Here is a 25,301-nt window from a genome sequence, read left to right as displayed (position 1 = left end):
GGCTTCGGGGGCCGCTGCCTGCCCGTGGCCGCTTCGCCGCGCTCGGCCGCGGCCAGCAGCCGGGCGCCCAGCGTCGTGAGGGTGTGGACCACGTAGCGTCCGTCGCGCCGCGACACGACCAGGCCGGCCTGACGGAGCACCGCGGCGTGCTGCGACGCCGACGCGGGCGACGCGGACGTGCGGCGGGCCAGAGCACCCGTCGTCACCGGCGTCGCCAGCGCACGGAGCGCCGCGGCGCGCGTCCGGCCCAGCAGGAGGGCGAGGGCGGCGCCGGCGGACTCGTCCCGCGAGGCGGCCTCGTACGGGGAGTGCACGACGGGCAGCACGAGCGCCGGTGTCAGCCCCGGGTCCTCGAAGGTGACCGGGACGTCCCCGCAGAAGTAGGAGGGGACGAGCCGGAGACCGCGGCCGGCCAGGTGGATGTCCCGGTCGTGCCTGCCGTCGTCGATGCGGAGCGTGTGCCCCGACCAGGTGATCCGGGGATGCAGGGCCGCGAGCGTGTCCCGCGCTCCCTCCGTCACCAGCCCGTGGGCGTGCGCGGCACGGTCGGCCTCGACCGCCGACCACACGCGGTCCCACACCGGCGCGACGGCGTGGCGGTGGTAGGCCGTGATCGTCGCCCGGAGACCCTGCAGCGCGCGCGGCGCGCCGCTCGCGAGGTAGTGCACCCAGCCCGACAGGGGGCTCGCGACATCGAGCCGGGCCAGTTCGGCGGCCATCCGCCCGGCCGGCGTGCCGAGCACGGCCTGGATCCCGGACGCGAGATCGACGCTGCCCGTCTCGGGCACCAGGAAGTCGGGCGAGTATCCGCGCGACGGCGTGAGGTGCAGGTACGGCAGCGCCTGCCGCGGGAGGTCCCGGACCACCTCGGAGCGCCACTGCCCGAGCGCGCCCCGCGCGCCCTCGGGGTCGTTCACGACGCGTGCACTCAGCCGCGTCTCCCAGAGAGGGTCGGCTCCCGCCGCCAGCCGGACGCGGCCGAGGTCGTCGGCCGTGAAGTGGATCCGCAGCATGCCGTGCCTCCGCCAGATGAGGGTCCGAGCGCCGTCCGGCACTCGCACCACCACCTGACCAGGCAGCGCTTTCAGATCGCTGTCATGCCGCTGTCAGACGCCTCCGCCCGTACGCCAGCCTGCGCAGCAGCACCTCCGCCGGGCCCCTCGCTCCCCGGCTCTCCTGCCAGACGGCGAACACGACCGTCAGTCCCCAGACGCCCATGGCATACAGCAGCATCGACCAGGACGACAGGTGCTGTCCCAGGCCGAGGCCCCAGGCGGTGAGGATCGGCGCGCACAGCACCGACTGCAGCAGGTAGCAGGTGAGGGAGCGCTTGCCGACGGCCTGCAGCGCGCCCGCCACCGGTCCGTCGATCCGCAGTGCGCTCGTGACCGGGGCGTCGGGCGCGGGCGCCTCGCGCCGTCGTCGGGCGACCGCATGCCCCACCAGGCCGAAGAGCGCGACGTAGCCCAGGCCGCCGAAGAAGCCCGTGAACGCCTGGACCAGCTCGAAGATCCAGGCCGACACGTCGGGGACCTGCAGCACGCCGACGTGGTAGAGCACGCCCGGGACCGCGCCGAGCATGCCGAGCGGGATGCCGATCGCCGCGACCCGGCGCAGCAGCGGCAGGTGCTCTCCGGGGTTCTCCAGGATCCGGCGGCGGCCGGCCCAGAAGGCGAGCAGGATCATGATCGGGACCACGAGCCCCAGGACGCCCTGGCCGACCGTGATGAAGGCCCACATGCCGAGCCGGGCGACGACGGAGACGAGGTACGAGTCCGTCGTCATCGAGGTGTCGTCGATCTGGAAGCTCGTCGCGATCTCCGCCGCCTCCGCGGGCGGGAGCTGCGCGGTGAAGTACGCGCCGACGCCGGCGAACGCGGTGCCGATCGCGAGCAGGCCCAGCAGGACGGACACCCACACGACCAGCGTCGTGTCCTTGCGGCGCAGGAAGAGCCACACCAGCAGCAGGCCGGCCAGTCCGTACGCGCCCAGCACGTCGCCCATCCAGAGCAGGGCCGCGTGGACGAACCCGAAGATCAGGAGCCACATGTTGCGCAGCTGCAGCAGGTGCTGCGCCCGCTTCTCGGAGGTGCCCGCGGCGAGCTGGCGGGAGTACAGCTGCATCATCCCGTAGCCGAACATGAACGCGAACATCGGATAGATGCGCAGGTCGACGACGGTCATGATGAAGACGTCGGCCACCTGGTCGAGCCAGGACCCCTCGATCGGGTGGGAACTGCCGGGTGAGGTCTCGAGACCCCACAGGTAGAACGGGGTGTTGGCGACGGCGATCAGGAGGAGCATGAAGCCGCGAGCGAGGTCGGGTGCGGGGGAGCGTTCGGCGGCGCGGACGGGCCCGCGCGTCAGAGTGGTCGACACGAGGACATCGCAGCACGCGAGGGCGGGTGAGCGCCAGCAAAGTGGGCGCTGCGCGGTAGGGTCTGCTCGGTTCCGTCGGAAGGGGAGCGAGGTCGATGTACGACGCCGGACCGCGGTCCCGGGCCGATACCGCGACCGTGCTCACGTGGCTGGTCGCGGGCGTGCTCGTGCTGGGCGCGATTCTCGGCATGACGTGGCTGTTCGCCCGGGACGGCCTCGTGTCGCCCGCCGACGCCGACCCGACGCGGACCGCGGGCTCGGCGGAGCCGGTCGCCCGCGAATCGGGCGGAACCACGCCGTCGGCGTCGCCCGGTCCCGGGCCGAGCACCGGGCCCGGCAGCCGGCCCAGCCCGTCCCCGCCTCCGGAGCCGCCGGTCGTCGCCCTCACGGGCGCGGGCTCCGGCCGCTGCCTCGACGTGCCGGGCGCGAACTTCTCCGACGGCGTCACGCTGCAGATCTTCGACTGCAACGGCAGCGCCGCCCAGCGGTGGACCGTCACGGCCGCGGGCGAGGTGCGCATCGGCGGCACGAAGTGCCTCGACGACGCCAGCGGCGGCGCGAACGGCACCGCCGTCGCGATCCACGAGTGCCACGGCGGCGCCAACCAGCGGTGGAGCGCACCCGGCGACGGCACGGTCCGCAGCGTCGCCACGGGACTCTGCCTGGACGTCGAGGCCGCCGGCACGGAGAACGGCAGCCCGGTCAACGTCTACCAGTGCCACAACGGCCCGAACCAGCTCTGGACCATCGGCTGACCCGTCCCGGCACACCGACGGCCACGGCGCCGGAGCACGGGTGAAGTTGCCGCTGACCTGTTGAGTTCCGCTCGGCGGGCTGTCAGGGTCTGGCCATGTGAAGATCCTTCTCCGCGGTGTTCCCGCGATCGTCCCCTTCCTTGTCGCCGGCGTGCTCGCCGGGTGCACGTCGCCCGCGCCGGGCGCCGGCGCCGACGGCTCAGCCGCCCCGTCGTCCGTGGCGACGGCGACCACGGAGGAGCCGGCTCCGGACGGGTCGGACCAGCCGGCGATCGCCGCCTGCGAGGCCGTCGAGCTGCGCGCCGAGCAGACCGTCTCCGGCCAGGACCTCGGGGACTGCGTCGCCGCCGCGATGGTCGCGGCCGGGTCGGGCGTGCAGCGGGTCGAGTCCAGTGACGGGACGAGCGACGTCGTGCACTTCCGGTGGGACCCGGACTACTCGATGAGCATCAACGGGGCCGAGCGCGAGGTCGTCGTCAAGGGCGAGACCGGATGGGTGCGCTTCCCCGGCCAGGGGTGGGTCCAGGCCGACTCGTCGTCGGCCGACCCGGCCGTCGTCATGGCCACGAGCATCGTCGAACTGGTCCGCGTCTTCTCCGACCCGCGCGTCCTGGCCACGGGGTTCGCGACGTCGGACACCTGGACCGTCGTCGGCGAGGAGAACCCGCCGGTGGACGACGCCGACGCGACCACCACCTACCTGCTCACCCCCGACACCCCGATGACGGTGATGGACGTCGCCCTCAGCGACGTCGAGCTCTACCTCCGTCCCGACCACCTCGGCGCCTACGCCGTGGGCACCGGAACCTTCGCCGGCATCTCGACCACGACCAGCAACACCTTCACCCAGTGGGGCGGCGAGGTGGACATCCCGGACCCCACCGAGGAGTGAAAGTCCTGCCCGCCCGGTCGTGGCGGCATAGGCTGATGGCGGAGGTGCGACATGGCTGACAGGAGCGGTGCCGCCGGCGGGGCGATCTACGGGCTCGGCATCTTCGGGGCGTGGGTCTACTTCTGGCAGCAGGCCGACGGGTTCTGGGAATACGTGTGGGCGATCGTCCAGGGCCTCTTCTGGCCGGCGTTCATGGTCTACGAGGGCTTCGCGGCGCTCAGCGCCTGACGCGGCCGGGCGCCCGGCCCTCGCGTCGCGGATGCGACCGCGGTCGCCTTCGGTATCGTCCAGGTCATGCCCTCCCCACCCGCCCGGCCCCCGCGACGGGCCGTCGTGTTCGACGTCCTCGGCACGCTGGTGGACCAGGCCGGAAGCCTCCGCGACGAGGTGAGCGAGGCCGCGGGCGCGGACATCACCGAGGCGGACCCGGTCGTCGAGGCGTGGCTCGGCCACATCGCGAGGCAGGAGCAGGCGATCGTCGACGGCGACCGTCCGTTCGTTCCCGGCCACGAGCTCGACCGGGAGGCCCTGGAGTGGCTTGCCGGCGGAGGGCTGCTGCCGGGCGGGTCCATCGGGCGCCTCCTGTCCGCCTCGGAGCGGCTGCGGCCGTGGCCGGACTCCGTGGCCGGCTTGGACCTGCTCAGCCGCGACGTCACGGTGATGGGCCTGTCGAACGCCGACCGGCGCACACTGGCCGGGCTCAGCGGCAACGGTGGCCTCCGCTGGCATCAGGTGCTGTCGGCGGAGGACGCGGGCACGTACAAGCCCGCTCCGGCGCTGTACGCGATGGCGATGGCCGCGGTGCCGTCGGACGCGGGAACGCCGATCATGGTCGCCGCCCACGCCTGGGACCTCCGGGCGGCTGCCGCCGCGGGGATGCGCACGGCCTACGTGCCGCGCCCCGGCGGTGACGCTCCGCGGCCCGGCGAGACCTTCGACCTCCAGGCCGCGGACCTCCGGGAACTGCACAGCCTTCTCACCAGGGGCGAGTGAGGCGGGAGCCGGGCGCCGCTGCTGACGGGCAAGGTCACCAGCCGTCGTCGCGGCGGACGGGTTCGTCGAGGTCGTCACGGCGCTGGTCCGTTCCGGCGGCGCGGTTGATTGTGCGCCAGAGCCAGGCCCCGAGGACGACGATCGCGACGATGCCCCAGAGCAGCGCCGGGTCCGCGCGCGTGATCGCGGCGAACTGCAGGATCACAGGGACGAGCAGGGCCAGGATCACCACCCAGCCGAGGACGATCTTCGTGGTCCGGGACGACCTGATGGCCACGCGCAGCTCCTGACGTAGACGTGCGACAGGAGGAGTGTGTCACGCGACCCTGGCCGAACCCTGATCGGACCCGCCCGGCCCTGCAAATAATGCGCATTATCGAATTGACCGCGTGATCGGCGGGCGGTGAGACTCAAGGCGTCACCGAGGACCGGACGAGGCGTTCGAGGAGGAACCGTGCCGCGTCACCGCATCACCCAGTCGGACGTCGCCGCGATGGCGGGCGTCAGCCAGGCCACCGTCTCGTTCGTGCTCAACGGCAACACCCCGGCCGGCGTGCGCATCGGCGAGGAGACGCGCCAGCGCGTGCTCGACGCGATCCGCATCACCGGCTACACCGCCAACCCCCTCGCGCAGCGCCTGGCCGGCGGCCTCACCCAGATCCTCGGCGTGTTCACCTACGAGGCGACGTTCCCGCGCGCGGGCCGCGACTTCTACGGGCCATTCCTCGTCGGGATCGAGCACGCCGCCGAGCGGCTCGGCGTCGACCTGCTGCTCTTCACGAGCGCCCCCGCCACGGGTGGCCGGCGGCAGCTCACGCGTGACGGCTGGCAGCGCCTCGGCGTGGCCGACGGCTGCCTCCTGCTCGGCCAGCACGAGGACCGCGGCGAGCTGCAGCACCTGCTCGACACCAACTACCCCTTCGTCTTCATCGGCAAGCGCGGCAGCGACGGCGGCCGCCTGCCGTACGTCGGCGCCGACTACGTCGGGGCGACGACGCGGCAGGTCGACCGCCTCGTCGCGCTCGGTCACCGGCACCTCGGCTACGTCGGCGTGCGCGGCACCGACCAGCCCACGCTCGACCGTGTCGAGGGCTACCGCACGGCGCTCAAGGCGCGGGGACTGACGCCGTCGTTCGTCGAGTCCGACGACGTCGCCACCGCCGCGGGGGAGATCCTCGCCCGGTCGCTCACCGCCGTCGTCGTCGCGCCCGAGAACCATCCCGAGGAACTCGCCGACGAACTCGAGCGCCGCGGCGCCCGCGTGCCCGGCGACGTGTCCGTGCTGCTGCTCGGCCAGCCCCACCACCCCCGCCGGGGAGGGCGGCGTTGGTCCGGCTTCTCCGTGCCGCGCGAGGAGATGGGCGTGCGCGCCCTGTACCTGCTCTCGCGCCTCGTCGCCGACGACGGCGGCCGGCGGGATCGCGAGACCCGGCGCGCGTCCGCCGTGCCCGACGCCGAGCTCCACCAGCTCCTGAACTGCCCGGACGTGGAGGGCGCGACCGCCGCCCCGGCGCCGTCATCCGCCGGACCTGACCCTGCTTCCGCGTAGCCCGCCCGGCCGCGTGCCCTGACCGCACCCTCCCCCCGACTCCAACTGCCCCCGACTCCAACCGTCCGGCTCCGACCGCCCTCGCCCTGACCGCCCCGCCCACCCGCACGCCCCACGACAGGACGGACCTCCACGTGACCCAGCAAGACCTGCAGACCGACGTGCTCGTCGTCGGCGCCGGGCTCGGCGGCATCGCCGCGGCCCTCGCCGCCGCCGGGCGCGGCGCCCGCGTCGTCCTCACCGAGGAGCACCCCTGGATCGGCGGCCAGCTCACCTCCCAGGCGGTCCCGCCCGACGAGCACCCCTGGGTCGAGCGCTTCGGCGTGACTGCCCGCTACCGCGCCCTGCGCGACGGCATCCGCGACGTCTACCGCCGCCGGTACCCGCTCACCGGCGCGGCCCGCGCGTGGCCGGCGCTCAACCCCGGCGCCGGCTGGGTCTCCAAGCTGTGTCACGAGCCGCGCGTCGCCGTCGGCGTGCTGGAGGAGATGCTCGCCCCCTACCGCTCCGCCGGCCGCATCCGACTCCTGGAGCGCGTGCGCCCGACGTCGGCCACGACCGACGGCGACCGGGTGACCTCCGTGACGCTCGGCTCCGTCGTCGGCGGACCCGACGTCACCGTGAGCGCCGCCTACACGATCGACGCCACCGAGACCGGCGAGCTGCTCCCGCTCACCGGCACCGAGTACGTCACCGGCTTCGAGGCCGCGTCCGAGACCGGCGAGCCCAGCGCGCCCGACGTCGCCCAGCCGGACAACGTGCAGGCCCTGAGCGTCTGCTTCGCCGTCGAACACGTCGACGGCGACCACACCATCGACCGGCCCGAACGCTACGACTTCTGGCGCTCCTACGCGCCCGCCGCGTGGCGCGGGGAGCGCCTCCTGTCCTGGACGGCCCCCAACCCGCGCACCCTCGCGCTCGACGAGCGCAGCTTCACCCCCAACCCCGGCGACGACCCGCTCCGGGTCGACGCCGACCAGTCCAGGAACGCCGGTGACGGCAACCTCTGGCTGTTCCGCCGCATCGCCGCCCGCGACCTCCTCGAACCCGGGTTCCGCGACAGCGACCTGTGCCTCGTGAACTGGCCCAGCATCGACTACTTCCTCGACCACGTCCTCGACGTGCCGCGCGACGTCGCGCAGGCGCGGATCGCCGACGCCCGCCGGCTCAGCCTCTCGATGCTCTACTGGATGCAGACCGAGGCACCGCGGGCCGACGGCGGCACCGGGTTTCCCGGCCTCCGCCTCCGCCCCGACGTCATGGGCAGCGCCGACGGCCTCGCGCAGGCCGTCTACCACCGGGAGTCCCGCCGCATCCGCGCCGTCACCACCGTCACCGAGAACGACGTCTCCCACGCCGTGCGCGGCGAGCGCGGCGCCACCCGCTACGACGACTCCGTCGGCGTCGGCATGTACCGCATCGACCTGCACCCCTCCACCGGCGGCGACACCTACATCGACGTGCCGTCCACGCCGTTCGAGATCCCCCTCGGCGCCCTCCTGCCGCGACGGACCACCAACCTCCTCGCCGGGAACAAGAACATCGGCACCACCCACATCACCAACGGGTGCTACCGGCTCCACCCCGTCGAGTGGAACGTCGGCGAGGCCGCCGGCCACCTCGCCGCGCACTGCCTCGCCACCGGCCACGTCCCCCACGAGGTCCAGGAGAAGCCCGAACTGCTGGCCGACTACCAGCGCGAGCTCACCGCCACCGGGATCGAGCTGCGCTGGCCGGAGGGAGAGGTCTATCCGTACTGAACCACCGGCCCACTGAACCACCGGCCGCCCGCCGGAATGGTCGGTTCGATGTCGCGAGGTCGGTCCCCCGAGGAGCCGATCATCCGACAACCGGCCGACCACGCCACCGAACCCCTCAGTCCGAAGGAGCACTGATGCATATCCCGATCCGCCGCCCGCGAGCTGCCGCCGCTGCCGCCGCGCTCGCCACGGCGCTGACCCTCTCCGCCTGCGGCGGCGGGGAACCCGGCGCCCTGGGCGAACCCGAGACCCCGTCCGAACCCGTCGAGCTCCGCATGACCGTCTGGACCGCCGACGAGTCCCACCTCGCGCTGTTCCAGGAGATCGGCGACGCCTACGCCGAGGAGAACCCAGAACTCGTCTCCGGCGTCACGTTCGAGACCATCCCGTTCGAGGACTACACCACCACCCTCACCACCCAGCTCGCCGGCGGCAACCCGCCCGACCTCGCCTGGGTGCTGGAGAGCTACGCCCCCGAATTCGTCTCCAGCGGGGCGCTCGCGGACGTGCGCCCCGTCCTGGAGAGCACGGAGGAGTACGACGTGGAGGACCTGATCCCCAGCACGCTGGAGCTGTGGCAGGACGAGGACGGGTTGTACGCCTACCCGTTCTCCAACAGCCCGTTCGGCGTGTTCGTGAACACCGACCAGATCTCCGCCGCGGGGCAGGAGAACCCGGCCGACCTGGTCGGGTCGGGGGAGTGGACGTTCGACGTCGCGCGCGACATCGCCGCTGCCACGGCCGAGGACTCCGGGAAGCAGGGCCTGGTGGTGCGCGACTTCGACTACCAGCTCTGGGAGAACCTCTCGACCGTGTGGGACGGCTGGGGCGCCGCGCCGTGGAGCGAGGACGGTACGCAGTGCACGTTCACCGCCCCGGAGATGGTCGAGGCGATGCGGTGGATCCACGACGCCACGTTCGACGACGGCGCGATGCCCGGCCCGGGCACGACGGCCGACTTCTTCGCGGGCGACGCCGCGATGACGATCACGCAGATCAGCCGCGCGTCGGCGCTCGACGGCTCGTTCGAGTGGGACCTGCTCCCGCTTCCGGCGGGCCCGGCCGGGCAGCAGAACGTGATCGGCCAGGCCGGCATCGGCGTGTTCACGCAGGGCGAGAACCCGGACGTGGCCGCGGACTTCCTGGCGTACTTCACCAGCCCGGCCAACGCCGAGAAGCTCGCGACGTACTTCCCGCCGCCGCGCGCCTCGCTGCTGGACGCGGAGACGCTGGCCGCCGCGAACCCGCTGCTCAGCGAGGAGCAGCTGCAGACCGTCGTCGTCGACGGGATCGAGGGCGCGGTCACCAAGCCGGTCCACCGGAACTTCGCGAAGCTGTCGGAGACGGTGCGGGCCGAGCTCGACGCGATGTGGACCGAGGACGCCGACGTCGCGGCCGTCCTCGACGAGACGTGTGCGGTGATCCAGCCGCTCCTGGAGGAGTGATCGTGACGGCAGCAGCGCCGGTGCGGGCGTCGGTGCCGGGGCCGAGGACGCCGGCGTCGAAGGCCCGGGTGTCGAAGGCGGTACGTCGTGACTGGGCCGTGGGGTACACGATGGTGGCGCCGGTGGTGCTGGGCGCCCTCGCGTTCGTCGTCCTGCCGCTCGGCATGGTGGTCTGGTACTCCCTGCACGAGTGGAACGTCCTGGCGGGCACGTTCACGTTCGCCGGGGCGGCGAACTACGAGCGGCTGCTCGCGGATCCCGGGCTGGCGGACGCCCTGCTGGCGAGCCTGTGGTTCTCCATCGGGCTGGTCGTCCTCAACATCACGCTGGCGCTGCTGCTGGCGGTCCTGCTCGACCAGAAGCTGCCCGGCACGACGACGTTCCGGACGTTCTTCTTCTCGCCCGTCGTCGTGTCGCTGGTGGCGTGGACGATCGTGTGGAGCTTCCTGTTGCAGGCCGACGGCGGCATCAACGGGTTCCTCGCACTGCTCGGCCTGGAAGGGCCGAACTGGCTGCGGCACGGGACCACCGCGATGATCTCCGTGATCGTGGTCCAGGTGTTCAAGAACGTCGGGCTGAACATGATCCTGTTCCTCGCCGCCCTCCAGGGCGTGCCGGTGGAGCTGCAGGAGGCCGCGCGGCTCGACGGCGCGGGCGCCTGGCGGCGGTTCCGGTCGATCACCCTGCCGATGATCAGCCCGACGATCCTGCTCGTCTCGATCATCACCATCGTGGGATCGCTGGAGGTCTTCGCGCAGATCGACGTCCTCACCGGGGGCGGCCCGGGCAACTCGACCACCGTGCTCGTCTACTACCTGTACCAGCAGGCGTTCCGGTTCAACGAGTTCGGCTACGCCAGCGCGATCGCCGTGCTCCTGTTCGTCATCGTCCTCGTGCTGACGCTCCTGCAGTGGCAGTCGCGCAAGAGGTGGGTCTTCCATGAAGTCTGAGGTCATGCCCGAAGCGGGCGACGGTCTCCCGGGTGCCGGCCGGCCGGGTGCCGAGCGGTCCGGCGCCGGCCGGTCCCGCGCCGGTCGGTCTCACGCGGTACAGCCGGCGACGGAACGGCCCGGCGCCGCGGAGCCGGCGGGAAACATGATGGTGCTCGGCGGACCCCGGCCCGACCGGCCGCCGTCGGACCGGTCGGGCGTGTCGCGGGCGGGCCTGCGGGCCCGACGACGCTGGGCGCGCGGCGCGCTCGTCGCCCTGCTCCTGCTGCTCAGCGTGCCGTTCGTGTTCCCGACCTGGTGGATGGCGACCTCCAGCCTCAAGCCGATGAGCGAGATCCTCCAGGCCGTGCCGACGATCTGGCCGCAGGACCCGACGTTCGAGGCGTACGGCCAGGTGTTCGCGCTCCAGCCGTTCGCGCAGCAGTACTGGAACTCGCTGTACATCGCCGCGGTCGTCACGATCGGCACGATGCTGGTGGCCGCCATGGCGGGCTACGCGTTCGCGCGGATCGGTTTCCCCGGGGCCAACGCCCTGTTCGTGCTCGTGCTCGCCGGCCTGCTCGTGCCGTCCGAGGTGACGATCGTCCCGCTGTTCCGGATCGTCAACGGCATGGGCCTCATCGACACGCACTGGCCGCTCATCGTCATCCCCGTGCTCGGGGCCCCGGCGGTGCTCGCCGTGTTCATCATGCGGCAGTTCTTCCTCGCCCTCCCGGCGGAGCTCGAGGAGGCCGGCCGGATGGACGGACTCGGGCGCTGGGGCATCTTCTGGCGCATCGCGCTGCCGCTGTCGCGCTCGGCGCTCGGGGCGGTCGCGATCTTCACGTTCCTCAAGTCCTGGAACCTGTACCTGGAACCCATCGTGTACCTGTCCAGCAAGGACAACTTCACGCTCCCGCAGGCGCTCACCCAGTACGTCGACGCCTACGGCGGACCGATGTGGAACGTCCAGCTCGCCGCGACGACGCTCACGGTGCTCCCCGTGCTCGCGGTGTTCCTGGTCGCCCAGCGTCAGTTCGTCCAGGGCCTGGCCCACACGGGACTCAAGGGGTGAGAGCCGCGGAGCGGATGACGGCCTGACAGCTGCGGAGGAACGAGGCGGCGATCCTGGCGGGGTCGCCGAGGTAGCCGGCGACCATGACGCCGTCGCGCAGGAGCATCAGGTCCTCGGCCGCCGCGGTGGGGTCCGCCAGGTCGAGCGGCGCGACGAGCCGCTCGAACGCACTCGTCCACCACCGGCGGTGGGCGGCGACGACCTCGCGGACCGGACTGCCGGGGTCGGGGTACTCCGCGGCGGCGTTGATGAAGGGGCAGCCGCGGAAACCCGGGGCACACGCGGCCGCCCCGGTGTGTTCGGCCATGATGCGCAGGGCGGCGTCGACGTCCCCGCCGCCGTGGGTGATGGCCGCGTCGACGCCGTGTCGTTCGACCTCCGCGCGGGACTCGAGGTAGGCGACGATCAGGTCGTCCTTGCTCTGGAAATGCCGGTAGAACGTCACCTTCGTGGTGCCGGCACGGTCGATGACCTTGTCCACGCTCACCGCGCGCAGCCCCTGGGCGTAGAACAGCTCGTTCGCCGCCTCGAGCAGGCGTTCTCGCATCGACCCTTGCACGGTCGAGATCATACGTGGCTCCATTCGTCGCTCTCCTTGCGCCCGACGCTCGCCGCTGTGTATTGTCAGCTCAATAGAGTGACTAGTCATTCTACCTAGACATCAACCAGATTGGGTCGCCGTCCTCGCGACGCCGCGGCCCTGATCGAAGGGAACACCTCATGTCCACCACCTCCGCCACCGCGGAATCGTCTGCCGTGGCCGCCGCTGTCCCGCTGCGGAACCTGTACCTCGTCCGGTTCGGCTTCGCGGTCGTCTGGGCGATCCTGATGTTCGCCGTGGGGGCGAGCCTCGGTCCGGTGACCGTGGCGCTCCTGGTGCTGTACCCGCTGTTCGATGTCGCCGCGGCCGTGATCGACGTCCGTTCCTCGAAGGTCTCGCGACCCGCCGTCGGCCTGTACGTCAACGTGGCCCTGAGCCTGCTGACGGCCATCGGGCTGGGGATCGCCGTCGCGTCGGGTGTTCCCGCGGTGCTGCGGGTGTGGGGCGCCTGGGCGATCACCGCGGGTGTCGTGCAGCTCGTCGTCGCGATCGGCAGGTACCGCCTCGGCGGACAGTGGGCCATGATCCTCAGCGGTGGCATCTCCGTGCTCGCCGGGGCGAGCTTCATCGCCATGGCGGGCGGGCCGAACGCGATGCTGACCTCGGTCGCCGGATACGCGACGCTCGGCGGCGTCTTCTTCCTGATCTCCGCACTGCGGCTGAACCGTGTCGCGAAGAAGGGTGCCTGAGATGACCGAGAACGCAGAGATGGTGGAGCACGCCGAGACGACCGAGAACACCTTCGACGTCGTGGTCATCGGCGCGGGGCCGGTGGGGGAGAACGTCGCCGGCGGAGCCGTCAAGGGTGGCCTCACCGTGGCGATCGTGGAGAGCGAGCTGGTCGGCGGGGAATGCTCGTACTGGGCCTGCATGCCGACCAAGGCGCTCCTGCGCGACGCCGCCGCGCTGCGCGCGGTGCGAGCCCTTCCCGGGGCGGCTGCCGCGGTGACGGGCGGCCTGGACACGGCCGCGGTGCTGGCCCGCCGTGACGCCTTCGCCTCGCACTGGCACGACGACGGCCAGGTCGCCTGGCTGGAGAGCGCCGGAATCACCCTGCTGCGCGGTGTCGGGCGGATCAGTGCCGCCCGCACCGTCCAGGTCACCGACCCCGGCGGGAACACGACCGTGCTCAGGGCGCGGCACGCCGTGGTCGTCGCCACCGGCAGCAGTGCCCGCCTTCCCGAGATTCCCGGGCTGGCCGGCGCTGCTCCCTGGACGAGCCGCGAGGCCGCAGCGGCTCAGGCCGTGCCCGGCCGTCTGGCGATCATCGGCGGTGGCGTCGTGGGAACCGAGATGGCCACCGCGTACGCGGCCCTCGGTTCCCGGGTGACCATGATCGCCCGGGAGGGCCTGCTCCCCATGGTGGAGCCTTTCGCGAGCGACCTCGTCGCCGGGACGCTCAAGGCGCGGGGCGTGACACTGCACCTGCGCACGGAACCCGAGGTGGTCCGTCGCGACGAGAACGGGACTGTGCATGTCACCCTGGCGGACGGCACGACGCTTGACGCCGACGAGGTCCTGGTCGCCACCGGCCGCAAGCCCAACACCGACGACCTCGGCCTCGAACGCCTCGGACTCATCCCCGGCGACTGGCTGCACGTCGACGACTCCCTGCGGGTCGACCAGCTCCCCCCGGTGGTCGACGGTGACGGCACGCCCGCCGAGAACGGGTGGCTCTACGCCGCGGGCGACGTCAACCACCGTGCCCTCCTGACCCACCAGGGCAAGTACCAGGCGAGGATCCTCGGCGACGCCATCGCGGCCCGCGCGCACGGAACTCCCCTCGACGCCGAACCCTGGGGGCGCCACGCGGCCACGGCCGACGACCACGCCGTACCGCAGGTGATCTTCACCGACCCGGAGATCGCGGCCGTCGGCCACACCGCCGCCAGCGCCGTCGCCGCCGGGCTGCGCATCCGCGTCGTCGAGCACGACCTCGGCGCCGTCGCCGGCGCCTCGCTGCATGCGGATGGGTACACCGGCAGGGCGAGCATGATCGTCGACGAGGACAGGAAGGTGATCGTCGGCTTCACCGTGGCCGGTCCCGACGTCGCCGAGCTGCTCCACCCCGCGACGATCGCCGTCGCGGCGGAGGTTCCGATCGACCGGTTGTGGCACGCGGTCCCCGCATACCCCACGATCAGCGAGATCTGGCTCCGGCTCCTCGAGACCTACGGCCGGGACACGTAGGCGACTCGAGGGGGAATCGGTGTGGCACCGTGTAGCACGCATTGCTACCATCGTTGCCATGAGCGCTCACCCCGAAGTCACTCAGCGCGACCTGCGTTCCAGATCGCGCGAGATCATGGACGCCGTCGAGTCCGGACAGACGTACACGGTCACGCGAGACGGTCACCCGGTAGGCGAGCTGGTCCCGATCCGCCGGCGTCGTCGTTTCGTCACCCGTGAGGAGTTCACGGCGATGCCGAAGGGCGGTTCGTCGTTCTCGCTCGCGGCGTTCAGGGCGGACCAGGAGGCAGCGCTCGACGACGAACTGTCCGACCCTTATGCGCGCTGAGCCGACTCAGGGACTTCTGGACACGAACATCATGATCCTGCGGGAGTGGATCGACGCGTCCGAACTCCCGGACGAGATGGCGATCTCGGCGGTGACGCTCGCCGAGCTCACGGCAGGACCGATGATCGTCCGGAGCGATTCCGGCCAGGAAGCCCATGCGGAGCACGTCGAGCGCGCTCGTCGGATCAACGTGCTGCAGCGCACGGAGAACGAGTTCGATCCCATCCCGTTCGGCGTCGAGGCAGCCCGAATCTACGGACAGCTCGCCGGTCTGACGGTGGCGCTCGGGAGGAAGCCGCGCAGCCGTACGGCGGACCTCATGATCGCGGCAACGGCCGCTGCCGAAGGGCTGCCCCTCTTCACGACCAACCCGAGCGACTTCAAGGGCCTCGACGACGTCGTGACGATGGTCGCCGTTACGCGTCCGGTGACCCCCTTCGACTGAGGATCTCCGCGCAGGAAGCGCATCAGGGCGAACATGAGGCTCCCGCCCGGGGCTCCGGACGGGAGCCTCACCTTGCCCTCGACCGACCTGACCTACGGCTCAGTCGGCGCGGGCTATGGCGATGTTCGTGTTCCCGCGCGCGCCCGCCTCGTAGAACATGTGGAGACGGCCGTTCTCCTCGGCGAAGCTCGGGGCCGCCGCACGGGTCGCGACCGGCTCCGTGTACAGGACGCCCAGGTGGTTCTCGCGGTCGAAGCTGGTGCCGACGTCGGCCACGTGGATGGTGCCCGCCCCGGAGTGGTAGACGACGTGGCCGCCGCCGTTGCGCGACCAGTAGTGCGCCCCGGAGAGCTGACCGCCCTCGCCGGCGCGCGGCGAGATCAGCGGGTCGTGCTTGAACTTCCAGCCCGACGCCAGCGAATGGGACCAGCCGATGAAGATCTTCCGGGTCCCGGACTGGTTGCCCATGAACAGCATGATGTGGATGCCCGACTGCGTCGGGTGGGGGAACACCCGCGCGTAGGACGTCTCGGTGACGTTCGACGGCAGCATCGCCGTGGTCAGCACCACGTTGCCGGAGGTGAAGCTGCGCCCGTCGGTCGACGTCGCCACCCGGGTCGTCGTGTTCTCCCCGTGGAAGAACAGGTAGATCCTGCCGTCGGCGTCGTTCCAGACCGCGTGCGGGCTCGACACGTGACTCACCCCGTACCGCTCCCGGGGAATGATCGGGTTGCCCGGGAACTCCCGCCACGGACCCGTGAGCGAATCGGCGTACGCCAGGCAGATCCCGCCCGGAGGGTCGTGCGGCGCGTAGTACATGTACCAGGCGCCCAACGGGTTCCGGACCCGCCCGGCCACGTACCGGACCGAGGGGAAGATCAGCTCGTTCGTGGGGTTGTAGGCGAGCGACGACTTGTCGAGCGCCGCGCCCAGGCGGGTGAACGCCGGGAAGCCCGGCACGGCGGCGCGCGCGGGCGGCGCGATGCCCAGGGCGGCGGCCGAGCCGACGGCGGCGGCGCCGATGAGCAGGGTCCTGCGGTTCAGCGTCGTCCGGTTCAGGGCGAGTTCTCGGTCCGTATCCATGGCGACCTTCCTCCGGCCCGGGCGGCCGCCGCGCTCCGGTGCGCGGCGGCGCGGGAAGGACGCGCCGGGCCTTGTCGGATCCGAGTCTCGGGCGACGTCGGTCCGGCCGTCCAGACTGATAATGCGAACTATCCGCGGTCGACGGGTGGCGGCAGGCCTCTCGACGTCGTCAGCACCGAACGACTGTCATCCGCGCGGGTTCAGCAGTGCGTCGAGCGGGGCGACGGGGACGATGTCCGCGGCCTTGACGGCGAGGGCCGGGTCGACGGTGACGAGGGCGTCCGCCTGGAGGCGGCACACCGCCAGGTACTCGGCGTCGCGCAGATCCGGCCAGCCGTGCTCACGCGCGAGCTGCCAGGCGACGCGGCGGGAGACGCGATCACCGAGCAGCCGCATCTTGCGCCCCGTGATCTGTTCGTGCACGGCGAGGGCGTCCCGCTCGGTGCGGGAGCCGGCGCGGACGTCGTGCAGCAGCCGCGTGAGGGCGTCGGAGTGGATCGACTTCGGTGCCACGAGCTGGTGCGCGGGATCGACGGTCAGGTCGTCGTCGACGAGGCGCAGCAGGGTCGGGGCGTCGATCGCGTAACGGGTCATCGGTCCCCTCGGGTCGCTGGTACGACGGTACGCCAGGGAACGATCCGGCGGGGGACCGCGTCGGCATGCCGTGGCGTCGTCGACCGGGCCGACGTGCTCGTCCTGGGCTTCACGCGTACGATCGCGGCAACCTGAGGCATTCCCGGCCAGGAACGACCAGATGACACCGCTGCTGCTCGCGACCCTCGTCTTCGCCGGTGCGGCCCTCGTCACCGTGTGGGGCAGCATCCGGCTCGCGGGTCTCGGCGATGTGCTCGCCGACCGCACGGGCTGGGGCGAGGCGATCTTCGGCGCCGTGTTCTTCGGCGTCTTCACCTCGCTCAGCGGGATCGTCATGACGGCGCTCTCCGCCGCCGACGGCTACCCGGAGCTCGCCTACGCCAACGCGGTCGGCGGCGTCGCCGCGCAGACGTTCGCGATCGCCGTCGCGGACCTCTTCTACCGGCGTTCCAACCTCGAGCACGCCGCCGCCTCCCTGCCGAACGTGCTCTTCGGCTGCCTGCTGATGGCCATGCTCACCGTCACGCTCATGGGCAGCTTCACCCCCGAGACCGTGCTCGGCCCCGTCCACCCGACCACCCTCGTCCTCGTCGTCCTCTACGGCACGGGCCTCGTCCTGATCCGCCGCTCGGCGGCCCAGCCGATGTGGCGTGCGGTCAGGACGGAGTCCACCCGCCAGGACGTCGTCGACGAGAACGCCGCTCCGGCACGGCGCCTGCGAGGCCTGTGGATCGAGTTCGCCGCGGTGGCTCTGCTCGTCAGCGCGGGCGGAGCGGCCATCGCGCGGTCGGCCCAGCAGATCGTGGGCGGGACCGGCCTGAGCGCAGGGTTCGTCGGCGCCGTCCTCATGGGCGTCGTCAACGCCCTTCCCGAGACCGTCACCGCGGTGGCGGCCGTGCGCCGCGGGGCGCTGACCCTCGCCATCGCCGCGATCCTGGGCGGCAACACCCTCGACGTGCTCAACGTCGCGATCGGCGACGTTTTCTATGTAGGCGGCTCGATCTACCACGCGCCCGGCCCGGACTCGCTCTTCCTGACCGCCGCGAGCATCCTGATGACGATCGTCGTCGTCGCCGGGCTCCTCGTCCGCCAGGATCGCGGACCGGCCAGGGTCGGGTTCGAAGGCATCGGACTGGCCCTGGCCTACGGCACGACGGTGCTGGTCCTCGCCTTCTGAACCGTGCGACCGCGACTGCGCCGACAGGTCTCGCCCGATATCCCGCGCAGGCCCTGTTCGAACCACGTCCCGCGCCGGCTCCCGCTCGGACGAGGTGCCGCTCGGACGAGGTCCGGCTCAGACGAGGTCTCGGGCGATCCGTCGCTGCCAGTTCTGCGAGTAGACGCGCGGGTGCCCCTGTTCCTCGTCCAGCTCGTAGGCGTCGAGCTGCGCGTTGATCAGGAAGTCGGTCGCCGTGCAGGTCAGGACGGTGCGCGTGACCACCTCGACGCGCCAGTCGGCGCCGTTCTCCAACCGGCGGACGGTGCGCGTCTCGCCGCGTACCGAGGTCACGTCGTTCCATCGGAAGCTGTACCACTCGCGGGTGTCGCGGTGGATCACCGTGCCCGTGTCCTCGAGCCGAAAGGTGCCCTGGTCGTTGACGATCTCGAGCGTCGAGACGTCGGTGGCGAGATCTCTCGTGACGCGCCAGGAGTGCCGGCCGGTGGCGAGCACCGTGGTCTCGGCCTCCTCGGCGGCCTCCGGGGGTTCGAGCGGCCGGTGCCGGTCGTCCTCGGAACGGGGACGACGGACCGGCAGGTACAGCGCGCTGCTGCTGGTCGTGATCGTCACGGTCGCCGGCTCGGGTGCCGGCCAGATCAGCGGCCAGTACGACGTCGAGATCGACACCCGCAGCCGGTGCCCGGCGGGCAGCGCCTGGGCCATGCCGTTGAGCTGGACCGTCACCGGGTAGGTGCGGCCGGCCTCGAGCGGCCGCGGATGCTCGCTGCCGTCGCGGTGCGTCAGGTTGAGCACCCCGTAGGTCACGCGGGTCGCCTCCCCGTCCGGGGCGACGTCGGACAGCCGGACCGCGAGCTGCGCCACGGGACGGTCCGAGGAGATCTCGAGTCCCACGCGCGGCAGGCCGAGCAGCTCCAGGGGCTCGGCGAGCGGCTCCGTCTCGAACACGAGCGCGCCGCCGTCCTCCTCGCGCTGGTCGTACGGCAGGTCGGGCACCGCCGAGTAGGACGCCCACTTGCCGGCGAACATCCCGACGCTGAGGGGTGAGAGCAGGCTGACCCGTTGCCCGCCGGTCTCGTCACGCTCCGTCGTCACCTGGCCGCTGCCCACGGGGGACAGGTGGTGGGGCGAGAAGCGGTACTCCCGGTCCTCGACCCCGGGGGCCGGCCAGGTCGGCTCGGTGACCCAGCGTCCCGGCCGGTCCTCGTAGGAGGCGCTGGGCGGGACGCTGTCCTGCATCCAGGCGCGCAGCATCGGCTCGTCCTCGAGGCCGGTGTCCACCCCCTTGAGCCAGTGGTCCCACCAGCGCACCACCTCCTGGAGGAAGCCGATCGCCGGGCCCGGCACGCCGAGGTGCGGGTAGCGGTGCCCCCAGGGGCCGATCAGGCCCTTGCGGGGGACGTCGAGATTTTCCAGGAGCCGGAAGATCGCGTTGGTGTAGCCGTCGGCCCAGCCGCCGACGGCCATCACCGGGCATCGCACCCGGGAGTAGTCCTCGCAGACCGACGCCGGCTTCCAGTAGTCGTCCCGGCGCTGGTGCCGCAGCCAGGTGTCGAGCCAGAGCCCGCTGCCCTCGAGGCGTTCCCGCCACATGGAGCGCCACCGGTCGCCGACGACGGCGGGATCGGGCGGGAGGCTGTTGAACGCGAACATCACCGTCGCCTCGGACAGGTTGTCCGCGAGCAGGCAGCCGCCCATGTAGTGCATGTTGTCCACGTACAGGTCGTCGGTCGCCGACGCGCTGACGACGGCCTTGAGCGCGGGTGGCGCGGCGGCGGCCACCTGGAGGCTGTTGAAGCCGCCCCAGGAGATGCCCATCATCCCGACGTTGCCGTCGCACCACGGCTGCTCCGCCAGCCAGGCGATGACGTCCTCGGCGTCGTGGAGCTCCTGGGGACGGTACTCGTCCACCAGCACACCGTCGGAGTCACCGCTGCCACGCAGGTCCACGCGCACGCAGACGTATCCGTGCCCGGCGATGTACGGATGGTTGTGCGCGTCCCGGCCCCGGGTGGAGTCCCGCTTGCGGTAGGGGATGTACTCCACCACGGCGGGGACCGGGCGCGTGGCGGCGTCGACCGGTGCCCACATCCGCGCTGCCACGCGCTGGCCGTCGCGCAGCGGGATGAACACGTTCTCGACGGTCTCGACCTCGTACGGCAGATCGGTGACCGTCCTCATGCAGGGTCCTCCTCGGGGACGGGATCGAACTCGAAGGGCAGCAGCTCCACCGCACGGCGGAATCGGTCGGCGAGCTGGTCGTGGTCGTCGGCGCCGAGGTACACGCTGCCCAGCCGGAACCGGTAGCTGTCCTGGTGCGGCAGGTCGGAGAGGCGGTCGCCGGGCTTCACCTGGAGGGCGGCCTTCGTGCCCGGGAGAGCCCGTTCGAGGGCCGCCAGGTCCTCCTCGCCGGGGACGCCGCGGACGATCGCGTCGGTGTCGTGGAAGAGATGCCACTGGCCGGCGACGGCGAACGGGCCCTGCCGGTGCGGCATCTCCGGGGGCTCGCCCAGCGCGACGTCGATCGCCACCTCGTGGTTGGACGTGCCGTCGACCTTGAGGAAGAGCTCGGTGTGGGACTGGGAGATGCGCGTGTTCACCTCGATGAGCCGCAGGCGGTCGGTCTCCCGGTGCCACATGTACTCGGCGTTGAAGGCGCCGTCGTCGTACCCGATGTGACGCAGGAACCGTTCCGCGGTGTCGACCATCCGCTGCTGCACCTCGGCCGGGACGGTCACGGCGGGGTAGTCGATGTGGTCGATGCTGTGCCCGGAACGGTTGCGGTGCATGTCGACGACGCCGTGCACGCTGAACCTGCCCCGGGCCACCACGCCCTCGGGGGCGGCCTGGATGCCTGAGATGATCTCCTCGGCGAGGCAGGTGTTCCCGCCGGCGTCCCGGAGACTCTCCGGGAGGTCGACCCGGCTCAGCACCTGGTTGAAGGCGTCGCCGACGCCGGTGATCTCCTCCCGGATCTCGTCCAGGGCGGACTCGAACTCCCGCTCGTCGTGGATCTCGAACCCGAGGTTCGACGAGTGTGCCTTGACCGGCTTCACCCAGAACGGGTAGGGCAGCTCCACCTGGTCCAGCGCGTCGTCGGCGAACGGGTCGAACGCGGTGAACCCGGGAACCACCTCGGGGACCGACCGCCGTTGTTCGAGCCGGCTCCAGTACTTGTGCTCGCACTTGAGCACGCTCGTCACGGACGGAGCGGGGATGTCGTTCTCGTGGCACAGGATGGGTGCCACCAGCGAGCTCGGGAAGTCCCAGTGGCACACGATGGCGTCGATCGGCCCGGGGAACTCGGCGAGCTGCGCGCGTGCCTCGTCGAGCAGCGCGTCGAAGTCGTGGTCCGTGCTGCGCACGAGCGGCTCGTAGTCGAGCAGCGGGTGGAACGAGTAGCGCGCGGCCTGCCGCATGCTCTCCAGCTCCTCCCGCTGGAGGTCGGTCATGCCCAGCACGAAGACGTTGCGCCTCCGGCCGTCGGACTCGCTCATACCTCGACGCAACCACGAGCCGCACCCACTCGCAACGACGCACGGGACCGGGGCACGAACCGTGTGCGCCGGTGACGGCGGCGAGCACCGGCGTCGACCCGGCCTCCGGCCCGTGGTGCCGGTGATGCGAGTGGGTGGGGTGCTTCCTAGCGTGGAGGGGCATCGGCGGCGCGCCCGGCGGCGCCGACCCCATCGACATGAGGAGGAGCGATGAAGACTGCCGCGATGGTGGAGACCTACCCGAAGTCGATCAACCTCGACCGTACGCAACTGGCGGGGGTGGTCGACCGGATCATCGAGTGCGCGCAGGCCTGCACCGCCTGCGCGGACGCTTGCCTCAGCGAGGACACCGTGGCCGAGCTGACCAAGTGCATCCGCACCAACCTGGACTGCGCCGACATCTGCGAGACCACCGCACGCGTGCTGTCCCGGCACACCGGCTACGACGCCAACATCAGCCGCTCGCTGCTCGACGCGTGCATCACCGCCTGTCAGACGTGCGGTGACGAGTGCGAGCGGCACGCGGGCACGCACGAGCACTGCCGCGTCTGCGCCGAGGCGTGCCGCTCCTGCGAATCGGCCTGCCGGGAGCTGCGGACCACGATGAGCTGACGCCATGGGCGAGACGACCCCGCGGATCGGGCCCGCCGGGCGGCCCGGCGCTGCTCCCGCACGTCGGCCGCCGCCCAGCGGGTCGCGATCAGCAGCGCCAGCCCCAGCGCCGGCACCTCACCGAGCGCCCACATGAGCGCCCCGGCGGCCTGCTGGTCGGTGACCGGGTCGGTGAGCCACTCGGGCCGCACCTGCGCCAGCGCTCCGGCCGCGAGCAGCATCCGCGAGCTGGTGACCAGCACGAGCCCGAGCACCGTGTGGAAGATCATCGCGGGTGCGAGCATGACCAGCCGCAGCGGGTACGGCGGCCGGTGCGGCACGGGATCGATACCGATCAGGATCGTCGTGAACGCGTACCCGGCCACGCCGAAGTGCAGCACCGCCGCGAGGTGCACGACGCCGTTGGTGAGGCTGAGCTCGAAGAGGGGCGTCGCGTAGAAGACCGCCATGCTCACCACCACGTCGGCGGTGGCCACCACGGGATGCAGGAGCACCCGGGTGATCCGGCTGTTCAGCACGGCGAGCAGCCACTCGCGCGGCCCGCGCGGCCCGTCGGTCGCGGGCGGCAGCGCGCGGAGCGCGAGGGTCGCGGGCGCCGCCAGGGCGGCCAGGAGCGGCACTCCGGTGACGAGCACCATGTGCTGGACCATGTGGGCGCTGACCAGCACGTGCCCGTACGCGGCGGGGCCGCCACCGGTGACCCACAGCAGCAGGAGCATCGCACCGGCCCAGGCGAGCACCCGGCCGACCGGCCACCGGTCGCCACGCCGCGCCAGCCGCGCGGTCCAGCGCAGGTAGGTCACGAGCCCTGCGACCGCCAGCACGGCGGGCACCGGTTCCGGGCTCCACCGGGTCAGCGCGGTCGCGACCGACAGGGGCGGCAGCGCCGCGTCCTGCGCGGCCGACGGCGGAGGCGTCACCCCGCTCAGCGCGACCCCGAGCCCGACGGCCGCCGCGAGCACCACCACCTCGCCCACCGCGAGCCGGGCGAGAGGCCGCCCACCCCGCAGCGCGGCGCGGCCGATCACCACCCGACGATGGGCCCAGCCGGCGACCCCCAGCGCTCCGAGCAGCATGGCCTTGACCAGGAGCAGCAGCCCCCACGGGGTGGTGAGGAGTTCGCCGGGCGAGACCGACATGCCGTGCACCGCGAGCACGCCCGACGCCGCCACGACCGCATAGCACCAGCCCGCGACGCGCGAGAACCGGCGGACCGTGGAGAACGAGGCCGTCCCGCCCGCGAGCGCGCCCCACCGCCCGGCGGACAGGGCCACCAGCACCAGGAGCCCGCCGGCCCACACGGTCACCGCGCCCAGGTGGAGCCAGAGCGCCGAGGCCGCACCGTGGCCCGGCCCGTGGTCCGCGGCGTGCCCGGCCGCCGCGACCGGGACCAGGGCGAGCAGCGCGCAGCCGAGCGCGAGCGGGCTGCGCGCGGGCTCGGGCACGCCACGGACGACACCCGCCACCGCGCCCGCCAGCCCGGTCGCCCAGAGCAAGGGGCCCGCCGGTGCCGTACCGAGGAAGACCAGCAGGGCGGGCGTGCCGTCGTCGGCCACCGGAGAACCGACGACGGTGACGGCGGTCAGGACCAGGCAGGCGCCCTGGGCGGCCACCCACACCACGGCGGCGACGGCCGCGGCCCGGACCGCGGGCCCGGAGTCGGCCGGCGGCAGGACCGCGACAGCGAGCGCGAGCCCGCCGATCGTGACGGTGGCCGCCAGGCGCGCGACCACCTCGGCCAGCGGAAGTCCCCAGCGCACGGCCGCGCCCGGGTCGCGCAGGACGGGATCGTCCGGCCCGCCGACGGCCAGCCCGGCGGCGGCGGCGATCACGGCGGCCGCGAGCGCGACGCCCCCGACGGCGAGCGGGGCGCCGCCTGTCGCGGGCCGGCGGGTCACCGTTCCTCCGCGACGTCCAGTTCGGCGCTCATGCCCGCGGCGTGATGCCCGGAGACGCTGCAGTCGAGCTCGAGCGTCTCGCCGGGCACCGCGGTGACCGTGAGCTCGTGCCGTTCGCCGGGCGCCAGGACCGGGGTGCCCCAGGTACCGCGCGCGCCGCGCACCACGAGGTCGTGGCCGGTCGCGCCCACGTTGGTGACGAGGACGGTGAGCCGGCCGGACGCGGGCACGGCGTCGCCCGTCTCGATGCTCCACTCGGTCAGGCCGACGCGCAGCGTGTCGGTGGGGGCGGCGGACGGTGCGGGAGAGGGCGCGTCGGCCGCGGCGGCGCATCCCGTCAGGAGGCTGCCGGTCAGGAGGGCGACGGCCAGCAGCGCCGCCGGGAGGACGCCGGACGGGCGCGGCCGAGTGGGGCGCGGACGCGCGGGACGTGACCGGGCGGGGCATGGCCGGGGAAGGGCCGGCCGAATGGGGCGCGGTCGCACGAGGCGTTGCCGGGCATCGCGTGGCCGGACGTGGCGCGGTCCCCTCATCGGTCGTCCTCCCGGGTGTCCGCACGCAGGGCGCGGTACCGCTCCAGGAGCGCCGCCGAGCGGTCGGGGTCGAACTTCTCGATCACGGAACCGAGCAGCAGGAGCGAGGGGCCGTGCCGCGGGTCGACGGCGAGTGTTTCCTCCAGCACCGGGACGGCCTGCCGGGGGGAGCCGGTGCGCGTGAGCGCGAAGGCGTACCGGTAGCGCAGGTCCGCATCCAGCGGCCGGAGGCGGACGGCGGCGGCCCACTGCGGGACGGCCGCGGCTTCCCGCCCGGTGTCGTCGAGGCGGTGGGCGAGCGCCGTGCGCAGTTCCACGCGGCCGGGCTGGTCCCGGACGGCGTCCTCGAGGACGGAGGTGGCGGCGTCGGACCGGCCGTGGGGTGTGTCCCCCTGCCCGGCGATGGTGTCCTGCCCGACCGGGCCGTCCCGCCCGGTGGTGGCCGTCTCGCCGGTGGTGCGCTCGGGCGAGCCGGTGGCCGTGTCGGTCGTCCCGGCGGCGCTCGCGGCGCACGAGGCGCCGCCGCCGGTCGTCGTCGTGCAGCCCGGCCCGGGCAGCAGCCCGGG

The 25,301-nt window shown here is 72.5% G+C and carries 25 protein-coding genes and 1 pseudogene; 15 read left to right on the top strand and 11 right to left on the bottom strand.

The window, feature by feature from the left end; all coding sequences use genetic code 11:
- The coding region (locus tag IIE03_RS00220; protein ID WP_192860723.1) for an ArsR/SmtB family transcription factor at positions 1-1,013 on the bottom strand (1,013 nt) is incomplete at its 3' end.
- 82 nt (positions 1,014-1,095) lie between these two features.
- Positions 1,096-2,379: a DUF418 domain-containing protein gene (locus IIE03_RS00215; RefSeq protein WP_318842700.1), complete on the bottom strand. Its 1,284-nt coding sequence runs from the start codon at positions 2,377-2,379 to the stop codon at positions 1,096-1,098.
- A gap of 95 nt (positions 2,380-2,474) precedes the next feature.
- Between IIE03_RS00215 and IIE03_RS00210 the strand changes: the two genes are divergently transcribed.
- The 4 genes from IIE03_RS00210 to IIE03_RS00195 all read left to right on the top strand — a co-directional run bounded on the left by IIE03_RS00210 (position 2,475) and on the right by IIE03_RS00195 (position 5,019).
- Positions 2,475-3,134 carry an RICIN domain-containing protein gene (locus IIE03_RS00210; RefSeq protein WP_192860722.1) on the top strand — a complete coding sequence of 220 codons (660 nt, stop codon included), beginning with the start codon at positions 2,475-2,477 and terminating at the stop codon, positions 3,132-3,134.
- Between the two features lie 97 nt (positions 3,135-3,231).
- Entirely contained in the window at positions 3,232-4,026 is a 795-nt protein-coding gene (locus tag IIE03_RS00205; RefSeq protein ID WP_192860721.1) for a hypothetical protein, read from the top strand.
- A gap of 51 nt (positions 4,027-4,077) precedes the next feature.
- Positions 4,078-4,254 carry a hypothetical protein gene (locus IIE03_RS00200; protein WP_192860720.1) on the top strand — a complete coding sequence of 59 codons (177 nt, stop codon included), beginning with the start codon at positions 4,078-4,080 and terminating at the stop codon, positions 4,252-4,254.
- Between the two features lie 66 nt (positions 4,255-4,320).
- On the top strand, positions 4,321-5,019 hold the full coding sequence (locus tag IIE03_RS00195) for a haloacid dehalogenase type II (protein WP_192860719.1): 699 nt from the start codon (positions 4,321-4,323) through the stop codon (positions 5,017-5,019).
- Between the two features lie 34 nt (positions 5,020-5,053).
- Here IIE03_RS00195 and IIE03_RS00190 read toward each other — a convergent pair whose 3' ends face one another.
- Positions 5,054-5,296, bottom strand: a complete 243-nt coding sequence (locus IIE03_RS00190; RefSeq protein ID WP_192860718.1) for a hypothetical protein — start codon at positions 5,294-5,296, stop codon at positions 5,054-5,056.
- A gap of 177 nt (positions 5,297-5,473) precedes the next feature.
- On the opposite strand from IIE03_RS00190, the gene IIE03_RS00185 reads away from it, so the two are divergent.
- From IIE03_RS00185 to IIE03_RS00165, 5 genes are all read left to right on the top strand, one after another.
- Complete coding sequence (locus tag IIE03_RS00185; RefSeq protein ID WP_192860717.1) at positions 5,474-6,568, top strand: LacI family DNA-binding transcriptional regulator; 1,095 nt, start codon at positions 5,474-5,476, stop codon at positions 6,566-6,568.
- Between the two features lie 134 nt (positions 6,569-6,702).
- Positions 6,703-8,328 (top strand): FAD-dependent oxidoreductase, encoded by a 1,626-nt coding sequence (locus tag IIE03_RS00180; RefSeq protein WP_318842699.1) that lies wholly within the window; start codon positions 6,703-6,705, stop codon positions 8,326-8,328.
- A 134-nt stretch (positions 8,329-8,462) separates the two neighbouring features.
- Positions 8,463-9,773, top strand: coding sequence for an ABC transporter substrate-binding protein (locus IIE03_RS00175; RefSeq protein ID WP_192860716.1), 1,311 nt, complete (start codon positions 8,463-8,465; stop codon positions 9,771-9,773).
- A 2-nt stretch (positions 9,774-9,775) separates the two neighbouring features.
- Entirely contained in the window at positions 9,776-10,723 is a 948-nt protein-coding gene (locus IIE03_RS00170) for a carbohydrate ABC transporter permease (RefSeq protein WP_318842698.1), read from the top strand.
- Positions 10,713-11,777, top strand: coding sequence for a carbohydrate ABC transporter permease (locus tag IIE03_RS00165; RefSeq protein WP_225997011.1), 1,065 nt, complete (start codon positions 10,713-10,715; stop codon positions 11,775-11,777). Before IIE03_RS00170 ends, IIE03_RS00165 begins: the two co-directional genes overlap by 11 nt.
- On the opposite strand, the gene IIE03_RS00160 is transcribed toward IIE03_RS00165, so the two are convergent.
- Positions 11,767-12,360 (bottom strand): TetR/AcrR family transcriptional regulator, encoded by a 594-nt coding sequence (locus IIE03_RS00160; protein ID WP_225997010.1) that lies wholly within the window; start codon positions 12,358-12,360, stop codon positions 11,767-11,769. The genes IIE03_RS00165 and IIE03_RS00160 overlap by 11 nt on opposite strands.
- Positions 12,361-12,497: 137 nt before the next feature.
- Between IIE03_RS00160 and IIE03_RS00155 the strand changes: the two genes are divergently transcribed.
- Genes IIE03_RS00155 through IIE03_RS00140 form a run of 4 tightly spaced genes read left to right on the top strand, consistent with a single transcriptional unit; the run spans position 12,498 to position 15,341 of the window.
- Positions 12,498-13,067, top strand: coding sequence for a hypothetical protein (locus IIE03_RS00155; RefSeq protein ID WP_192860715.1), 570 nt, complete (start codon positions 12,498-12,500; stop codon positions 13,065-13,067).
- A gap of 1 nt (position 13,068) precedes the next feature.
- Positions 13,069-14,568, top strand: coding sequence for a dihydrolipoyl dehydrogenase family protein (locus IIE03_RS00150; protein WP_225997009.1), 1,500 nt, complete (start codon positions 13,069-13,071; stop codon positions 14,566-14,568).
- A 58-nt stretch (positions 14,569-14,626) separates the two neighbouring features.
- A complete protein-coding gene (locus tag IIE03_RS00145) occupies positions 14,627-14,896 on the top strand; it encodes a type II toxin-antitoxin system Phd/YefM family antitoxin (protein ID WP_192860714.1) in 270 nt (89 codons plus the stop codon).
- A gap of 31 nt (positions 14,897-14,927) precedes the next feature.
- Complete coding sequence (locus IIE03_RS00140) at positions 14,928-15,341, top strand: type II toxin-antitoxin system VapC family toxin (RefSeq protein ID WP_225997008.1); 414 nt, start codon at positions 14,928-14,930, stop codon at positions 15,339-15,341.
- Between the two features lie 99 nt (positions 15,342-15,440).
- Here the strand turns inward: IIE03_RS00140 and IIE03_RS00135 are convergent, their stop codons facing one another.
- Both IIE03_RS00135 and IIE03_RS00130 read right to left on the bottom strand, forming a co-directional pair.
- Positions 15,441-16,424: a glycoside hydrolase family protein gene (locus IIE03_RS00135; protein ID WP_192860712.1), complete on the bottom strand. Its 984-nt coding sequence runs from the start codon at positions 16,422-16,424 to the stop codon at positions 15,441-15,443.
- 186 nt (positions 16,425-16,610) lie between these two features.
- Positions 16,611-17,018: a hypothetical protein gene (locus IIE03_RS00130; RefSeq protein WP_192860711.1), complete on the bottom strand. Its 408-nt coding sequence runs from the start codon at positions 17,016-17,018 to the stop codon at positions 16,611-16,613.
- Positions 17,019-17,178: 160 nt separating this feature from the next.
- On the opposite strand from IIE03_RS00130, the gene IIE03_RS00125 reads away from it, so the two are divergent.
- Positions 17,179-18,195 (top strand): sodium:calcium antiporter, encoded by a 1,017-nt coding sequence (locus tag IIE03_RS00125; protein WP_192860710.1) that lies wholly within the window; start codon positions 17,179-17,181, stop codon positions 18,193-18,195.
- A gap of 117 nt (positions 18,196-18,312) precedes the next feature.
- Here IIE03_RS00125 and IIE03_RS00120 read toward each other — a convergent pair whose 3' ends face one another.
- Together IIE03_RS00120 and IIE03_RS00115 are read right to left on the bottom strand one after the other, a co-directional pair.
- Positions 18,313-20,376, bottom strand: a complete 2,064-nt coding sequence (locus IIE03_RS00120) for a CocE/NonD family hydrolase (RefSeq protein WP_192860709.1) — start codon at positions 20,374-20,376, stop codon at positions 18,313-18,315.
- The gene (locus IIE03_RS00115; RefSeq protein ID WP_192860708.1) at positions 20,373-21,692 is read right to left on the bottom strand and encodes an ATP-binding protein; all 1,320 of its coding nucleotides are present in this window, start codon (positions 21,690-21,692) and stop codon (positions 20,373-20,375) included. Before IIE03_RS00115 ends, IIE03_RS00120 begins: the two co-directional genes overlap by 4 nt.
- Before the next feature lie 210 nt (positions 21,693-21,902).
- On the opposite strand from IIE03_RS00115, the gene IIE03_RS25490 reads away from it, so the two are divergent.
- On the top strand, positions 21,903-22,304 hold the full coding sequence (locus tag IIE03_RS25490) for a four-helix bundle copper-binding protein (protein ID WP_225997007.1): 402 nt from the start codon (positions 21,903-21,905) through the stop codon (positions 22,302-22,304).
- A gap of 83 nt (positions 22,305-22,387) precedes the next feature.
- On the opposite strand, the pseudogene IIE03_RS00110 reads toward IIE03_RS25490, so the two are convergent.
- From IIE03_RS00110 to IIE03_RS00100, 3 genes and pseudogenes are all read right to left on the bottom strand, one after another.
- Positions 22,388-23,578: pseudogene (locus IIE03_RS00110) on the bottom strand (cytochrome c oxidase assembly protein); the annotation flags it as partial.
- 620 nt (positions 23,579-24,198) lie between these two features.
- Positions 24,199-24,735, bottom strand: coding sequence for a hypothetical protein (locus IIE03_RS00105; protein WP_192860706.1), 537 nt, complete (start codon positions 24,733-24,735; stop codon positions 24,199-24,201).
- The coding region (locus IIE03_RS00100) for a tetratricopeptide repeat protein (RefSeq protein ID WP_192860705.1) at positions 24,732-25,301 on the bottom strand (570 nt) is incomplete at its 5' end. The genes IIE03_RS00100 and IIE03_RS00105, both read right to left, overlap by 4 nt.

The sequence above is a fragment of the Myceligenerans pegani genome, from assembly GCF_014892515.1.
GTDB lineage: Bacteria > Actinomycetota > Actinomycetes > Actinomycetales > Cellulomonadaceae > Myceligenerans > Myceligenerans pegani.
This window is presented reverse-complemented; position numbering and strand designations above follow the sequence as displayed.

Excerpts from the sequence above, each read along its gene's own strand:
- IIE03_RS00210 (WP_192860722.1), top strand. The coding sequence starts at position 2,475 with ATGTACGACGCCGGACCGCGGTCCCGGGCCGATACCGCGACCGTGCTC.
- IIE03_RS00200 (WP_192860720.1), top strand. The coding sequence starts at position 4,078 with ATGGCTGACAGGAGCGGTGCCGCCGGCGGGGCGATCTACGGGCTCGGC.
- IIE03_RS00195 (WP_192860719.1), top strand. The coding sequence starts at position 4,321 with ATGCCCTCCCCACCCGCCCGGCCCCCGCGACGGGCCGTCGTGTTCGAC.
- IIE03_RS00175 (WP_192860716.1), top strand. The coding sequence starts at position 8,463 with ATGCATATCCCGATCCGCCGCCCGCGAGCTGCCGCCGCTGCCGCCGCG.
- IIE03_RS00165 (WP_225997011.1), top strand. The coding sequence starts at position 10,713 with ATGAAGTCTGAGGTCATGCCCGAAGCGGGCGACGGTCTCCCGGGTGCC.
- IIE03_RS00160 (WP_225997010.1), bottom strand. The coding sequence starts at position 12,360 with ATGGAGCCACGTATGATCTCGACCGTGCAAGGGTCGATGCGAGAACGC.
- IIE03_RS00155 (WP_192860715.1), top strand. The coding sequence starts at position 12,498 with ATGTCCACCACCTCCGCCACCGCGGAATCGTCTGCCGTGGCCGCCGCT.
- IIE03_RS00150 (WP_225997009.1), top strand. The coding sequence starts at position 13,069 with ATGACCGAGAACGCAGAGATGGTGGAGCACGCCGAGACGACCGAGAAC.
- IIE03_RS00145 (WP_192860714.1), top strand. The coding sequence starts at position 14,627 with ATGAGCGCTCACCCCGAAGTCACTCAGCGCGACCTGCGTTCCAGATCG.
- IIE03_RS00140 (WP_225997008.1), top strand. The coding sequence starts at position 14,928 with ATGATCCTGCGGGAGTGGATCGACGCGTCCGAACTCCCGGACGAGATG.
- IIE03_RS00135 (WP_192860712.1), bottom strand. The coding sequence starts at position 16,424 with ATGGATACGGACCGAGAACTCGCCCTGAACCGGACGACGCTGAACCGC.
- IIE03_RS00130 (WP_192860711.1), bottom strand. The coding sequence starts at position 17,018 with ATGACCCGTTACGCGATCGACGCCCCGACCCTGCTGCGCCTCGTCGAC.
- IIE03_RS00125 (WP_192860710.1), top strand. The coding sequence starts at position 17,179 with ATGACACCGCTGCTGCTCGCGACCCTCGTCTTCGCCGGTGCGGCCCTC.
- IIE03_RS00120 (WP_192860709.1), bottom strand. The coding sequence starts at position 20,376 with ATGAGGACGGTCACCGATCTGCCGTACGAGGTCGAGACCGTCGAGAAC.
- IIE03_RS00115 (WP_192860708.1), bottom strand. The coding sequence starts at position 21,692 with ATGAGCGAGTCCGACGGCCGGAGGCGCAACGTCTTCGTGCTGGGCATG.
- IIE03_RS25490 (WP_225997007.1), top strand. The coding sequence starts at position 21,903 with ATGAAGACTGCCGCGATGGTGGAGACCTACCCGAAGTCGATCAACCTC.
- IIE03_RS00105 (WP_192860706.1), bottom strand. The coding sequence starts at position 24,735 with ATGAGGGGACCGCGCCACGTCCGGCCACGCGATGCCCGGCAACGCCTC.